General features: G+C 73.5%; 5 protein-coding genes and 1 pseudogene. 4 read left to right on the top strand and 2 right to left on the bottom strand.

The features are described 5' to 3' along the window. The 4 genes from HW578_RS22685 to HW578_RS22670 form a co-directional block, all read left to right on the top strand. On the top strand, positions 1-575 hold a 575-nt coding region (locus HW578_RS22685), incomplete at its 5' end, for a Tim44/TimA family putative adaptor protein (protein ID WP_198372985.1). An 82-nt stretch (positions 576-657) separates the two neighbouring features. After that, a complete protein-coding gene (gene mltA / locus HW578_RS22680) occupies positions 658-1,983 on the top strand; it encodes a murein transglycosylase A (protein WP_198372984.1) in 1,326 nt (441 codons plus the stop codon). A 107-nt stretch (positions 1,984-2,090) separates the two neighbouring features. Then, on the top strand, positions 2,091-3,116 hold the full coding sequence (locus HW578_RS22675; RefSeq protein WP_369407956.1) for an NAD-dependent epimerase/dehydratase family protein: 1,026 nt from the start codon (positions 2,091-2,093) through the stop codon (positions 3,114-3,116). Next, the gene (locus HW578_RS22670; protein WP_198372983.1) at positions 3,116-3,754 is read left to right on the top strand and encodes a TetR/AcrR family transcriptional regulator; all 639 of its coding nucleotides are present in this window, start codon (positions 3,116-3,118) and stop codon (positions 3,752-3,754) included. Before HW578_RS22675 ends, HW578_RS22670 begins: the two co-directional genes overlap by 1 nt. Here the strand turns inward: HW578_RS22670 and HW578_RS22665 are convergent, their stop codons facing one another. Next, positions 3,755-4,720: a Bug family tripartite tricarboxylate transporter substrate binding protein gene (locus tag HW578_RS22665; protein ID WP_198372982.1), complete on the bottom strand. Its 966-nt coding sequence runs from the start codon at positions 4,718-4,720 to the stop codon at positions 3,755-3,757. Between the two features lie 67 nt (positions 4,721-4,787). Next, a pseudogene (locus tag HW578_RS22660) lies at positions 4,788-5,022 on the bottom strand (tripartite tricarboxylate transporter substrate binding protein); the annotation flags it as partial.

The raw sequence follows: 5,022 nt of genomic DNA, 5'->3' as shown, positions 1-5,022 counted from the left end.
GGACGGGCTTCGAGCGCCCGCCCGAAGCCGCGCCCGGCGTGCCCGCCCCCGCGGCGGGGCGCGAGGCCGAGGTGCTTCCCATGCCCCCTGCGGCCGCCGTGCGGCGTGGCTTGCCCGACCCGCGCAGCCCGGTGGGCCAGGCGCTGACGCGCATCCGCGCCATCGATGCCGGCTTCGATCCCTCCACCTTCCTTGGCGGCGCCGAGGGCGCCTTCCGCATGATCGTGACGGCCTTCGCCGCCGGCGACCGCGAGACGCTGCGCAACCTTCTCTCCGACGACGCCTATGCCGGCTTCGAGGGCGCGATCACCCAGCGCGAGGCCGCCGGCGAGACGCAGCGCACCGAACTGCGCTCGATCCAGGACATGGCGATCGAGGCAGCGGAACTGCGCGGCACCATCGCCGAGATCACCGTGCGGATCGTCTCGGACCAGGTGAACCTGACCATTGCGCGCGACGGATCGATCAGCGCCGGGGCCGAGGCTGTGACCGAGATCATCGACCTCTGGACCTTCCAGCGCGATGTTTCAGGCTCCGATCCCACCTGGAAACTGGTGGGGACCCGGCCCGCCTGAGCCCGGGGCCGGGGCGTCCGCGACCCCTCCATAGCCCCCGGGAGGGTCGCGGCGCCGGCCGGGCTGGGGTAGCATTGCATTCATGGCCAGGGTGGGACTGTCCGGCCGCGGCGTGTGCGCTGTCGCCTTCGTGCTGATGGGCGTGCTGGCGAGCCTGCCGGCCGGCGCCCAGCATGGCGGCCCGACCCCGGAGCCCGAGGCGCGCCCGCCCGAGGAAGCCCCCCCGGCCGCCCCGCCGCTGCTGCGCCGCATCACCTTCGACGACCTGCCTGGCTGGGCCTCCGACACGCATCACGACATCCTGCCCGTGCTGCTGGCGAATTGCGCCGCGCTGCGCCCCATGCGGCCCGACTTCGTGCTGGGTGGGCAGGGCGATGCCATGCTGCGGGCCGGCACGGCGGCGGCCTGGCAGGGGCTATGCCTCGAGATCCGCGCGCTCGAACGCGCCCTGCCTCGCCCGCCGCGCCCCGGCTCGGGGCGCGCCCATGACCGCCGCGTCGCCGTCTGGCTGGCCGAACGGCACCTCGCCGTGCGGCAGTTCATCGAGGCGCATTTCGAGCCCTTCGCCGCCGGCACCGGCATCATGACCGGCTACTACGAGCCCATCCTGCGCGGCGCGACCGAGCCGGACGAGGCGTTCCGCACGCCGCTTTACAGTCGCCCGCCCGAACTTGTGGAGCAGCCGGTCAACGGCAACCCGCTGCGCCGCCGCTACGGCATGATGGTGGATGGCCGGATGGAGCCCTTCTACGACCGTGCCGCCATCGACACCGGCGCGCTGTCCGGGCGCGGGCTCGAGCTGGTCTGGGTGGACGACCCGGCCGACGCCTTCTTCCTGCACATCCAGGGTTCGGGCCGCGTGGTGATGCCGGATGGCGAGGTGATGCGCGTCGGCTTCGCCGGGCACAATGGGCGCGGCTATGTGGCGATCGGCCGGCTGCTGATCGAGCGCAACGAGATCCCGCGCGACCAGATGTCGATGCAGGCGATCCGCGCCTGGCTGGCCGCCGCCGGGCATGAGCGCGCCACCGTATTGCTGCGGGGCAACCCGTCCTACGTGTTCTTCCGCCGGGTCGAGGGGCTGACGCTCGACCAGGGGCCGATCGGCGCCATGGGCGTGCCGCTGACGCCCCAGCGCAGCGTGGCAGTCGACCGCGCCTTCATCCCGCTGGGCGCGCCGATGTGGGTGATGGTGCGCGACCCCGCGGCGCGGCGCGACACGCCGCCCGCCGGCCGGCTGGTGGTGGCGCAGGACACCGGCGGGGCCATCCGCGGCCCCGCGCGCACCGACTTCTTCTGGGGCTGGGGCCCCGAGGCCGGCGATCGCGCCGGGCGCATGCGCGACGAAGCCGAGGTGGTCGTGCTGCTGCCGCGCGCGGCGCCGGAGGCGACGGCGCAGGCGCAGTAACGCGGCGAAGGCCCCGCGGTCGCGCCGCTCCTGCTGGGACGACCCGCCGGCATCCGCATGGACAGCCCGCGGGACGGGCGCGAGGATGCCAGGCAGGAGGAACGCCCGTGCAGGACTGGCCCGCGACCATCACCGACGAGGACATGCTGGAGGAGGTGCTCTCGCGCCCCGATCCGGCGTTGGTGGCCGACCTGGCGGCCGTGCCGGGCGACATCCTGGTGCTGGGCGCGGCCGGCAAGATGGGCCCGACGTTGTGCCGCCTGGCGAAGCGGTCCGATCCCGCGCGACGCGTCATCGCAGTGGCGCGCTGGTCCGAGGAAGGGCTGCGCGCGCGGATGGAGTCCTGGGGCATCGAGACGCTGGCCGCCGACCTGACCGACCGCGCGGCACTGGCCGCGCTGCCCGATGCGCCGAACGTCGTGTTCATGGCGGCGCGCAAGTTCGGCAGCACGGGCAACGAGGCCCTGACCTGGGCGATGAACGTGCTGCTGCCGGCGATGGTGGCCGAACGCTGGGCCACGTCGCGCATTGTCTTCTTCTCGACCGGCAACGTGCTGCCGCTGGTGCCCGTGGGCTCGGGCGGTGCCAACGAGGACACGCCGCCCTCGCCGATCGGCGACTACGCGGCATCCTGCCTGGGGCGCGAGCGGGTGTTCCAGCATGCCGCCGCGACGCGCGGGACGCCCTGCTTCGGCATCCGGCTGAACTACGCGATCGACCTGCGCTACGGCGTGCTGGCCGACATCGCGACGAAGGTGCGCGACGGCGTGCCGGTGCCGGTCACCATGGGCCATGCCAACGTGATCTGGCAGGGCGACGCCAATGCCTGGACGCTGCGCGCGCTGGCGCAATGCTCGCCGGCCTGCCCGATCCTGAACGTGACGGGGCCGGAGACGGTCTCGGTCCGGCATGTCGCAGGGGCATTCGCGCGGCGCATGGGGCGGGACGTCACGTTCAGCGGGACCGAGGCACCCGACGCGCTGCTGTCCAACGCGGCGCGCGCCTTCGCGCTGTTCGGCTACCCGCGCGTGCCGCTGGCGCGGATGCTGGACTGGGTGGCGGACTGGGTGGCGCAGGGCGGACGCTCGCTCGGCAAGGCCACCAAGTTCGAAGTGCGGGACGGGCGCTTCTGATGGAAGGTTCGGCGCGGCGGCCGCTCTCGGCGCGCGCAGTGGCGACGCGCCAGCGCATCCTGGACGCCGCGCTGGCGGAATTCGCCGCGCATGGCCTCGCGGGCGCGCGGGTGGACGAGATCGCGGCGCGGTCCGGTGCCAACAAGCGGATGCTCTATGCGCATTTCGGCTCGAAGGAGGAGCTGTGGCTGGTCGTGCTGGAGCACGCCTATGCCGCCAAGCGCGCCGAGGAGCGCGCCCTCGCGGTCGAGCACCTGCCGCCGGAGGAGGCGATGGCGCGCCTGGTGCGCTTCAACCTGCGCTACACCGCGGCGCATCCGGAATTCGTCGCGCTGCTCAACCAGGAGAACATCCACCGCGCGGCGTATCTCAAGCGGAGTTCGGAGGTGCCGGCGATGTACTCGCCGCTGCTCGAGAGCCTGCGCGCGGTGCTCAAGCGCGGCGAGGAGGCGGGGCGCTTCCGCCGCGGCGTGGATCCGCTGCAGCTCTATGTGACGATGCTCGGGCTCGGGCATTTCTGGGTGGCGAACCGGCACACGCTGTCGACGATCTTCGGCGAAGACCTGGGCACGGAGGCGGCGCTGGAGGCGCGCGAGCGGCACGTGATCGATGTCGTGCTGGGATACCTCCGTCCGTAGTCAGTTCAGCTGGATGTCCAGCCGGCGCAGCAGCGGCGCCCAGCGTTCCGCCTCCCGCGTCAGGAACGCCTGGAACTCTGCGGGCGTGCCGCCGGCGGCGAGGATGCCCTCGTTCAGCAGGCGTTCCTGCACCGTGGCGTCGGCGGTGGCGGCCGCACCCGCGGCGTTGAGCCGCGCGATGGCGGCGGGCGGCGTGCGCGCCGGCGCCAGCAGCCCGAACCAGGTGACCGCGACCAGGCCGGGATAGGATTCCGCGAAGGTCGGCTGGTCCGGCAGGTTGGGCAGGCGCGCCTCGCCGGTCCAGCCGATGATGCGCGCGCGGCCCGATCGCGCGGCGGCCAGGCCCGTCGCACCACCGACCAGGATGGAATCGAGCGTGCCCGCCAGCAGGTCGTTGAGCTGCGGCGCGTCGCCGCGATAGCCGACATCCTGCCAGTCGAGCCCGATGCGTTCGGCGATCAGCGCGCCGGCGATGTGGTTGAAGGACCCGCGACCATTGTGGCCCCAGGTGACGCGGCCGGGATTCGCCTTCACATGCGCGACGAAGCCCGCGATCGTATCCGGGATGCCGGGCTTCACCGCGATGCAGAAGGGCAGCGTCGCGACATGCACGACCGGGGCGAAATCCTCGGGCCTGTAGGGCAGGTTGCGTCCGATCAGCGGGTTGATCGTGAGCGTGGTGCCCGAGGACATCAGCAGCGTGTGGCCATCGGGCGCGGCGCGCGCGGCCGCCTCGGCGCCGATCACGGTCTGCGCGCCGGGCTTGTTGTCGATGAGCACGTTCTGGCCGAGCAGCGGGGCCATCTTCTCGGCCACCAGGCGGGCGGTCACGTCGGTCGATCCGCCGGGCGGGAAGGGCACGATGATGGTGACCGGGCGCGTCGGGTGCCATGCGCCCTGGGCGTGCAGGATGCGCGGCAGCGCGAGGCCCGCGGCGACGATGGCGCGGCGATGAAGGCGCGGCATGGTTCGTTCCTCCCGTTGGTCGCGCGCAGCGTGGCACCGCGCGCGCCGCGCTGGAAGGCCGCCGCGTTCAGCCAAGGGTGATGCCCGCCTGCCGCACCACCTCGGCCCATCGGGCGCGGTCGCGGGCCACCAGCGCGCCGAACTCCGCCGCGCCCGCGAAGGCCGGCAGCAGGCCCTGCGCCGCCAGGCGATCGGGCAGGTCGGTCTCGGCCATGGCCCAGGCGGCCGCGCCTTCCAGCGCCTGCAGGGCCGCCGCCCGCAGGCCCGACGGACCCGCGACGCCGATCCAGGCGCTGGAGGGC

Origin of the sequence: Roseomonas rosulenta, from assembly GCF_016106005.1 — a bacterium.
Taxonomy (GTDB): Bacteria; Pseudomonadota; Alphaproteobacteria; order Acetobacterales; family Acetobacteraceae; genus Neoroseomonas; species Neoroseomonas rosulenta.
This window is presented reverse-complemented; position numbering and strand designations above follow the sequence as displayed.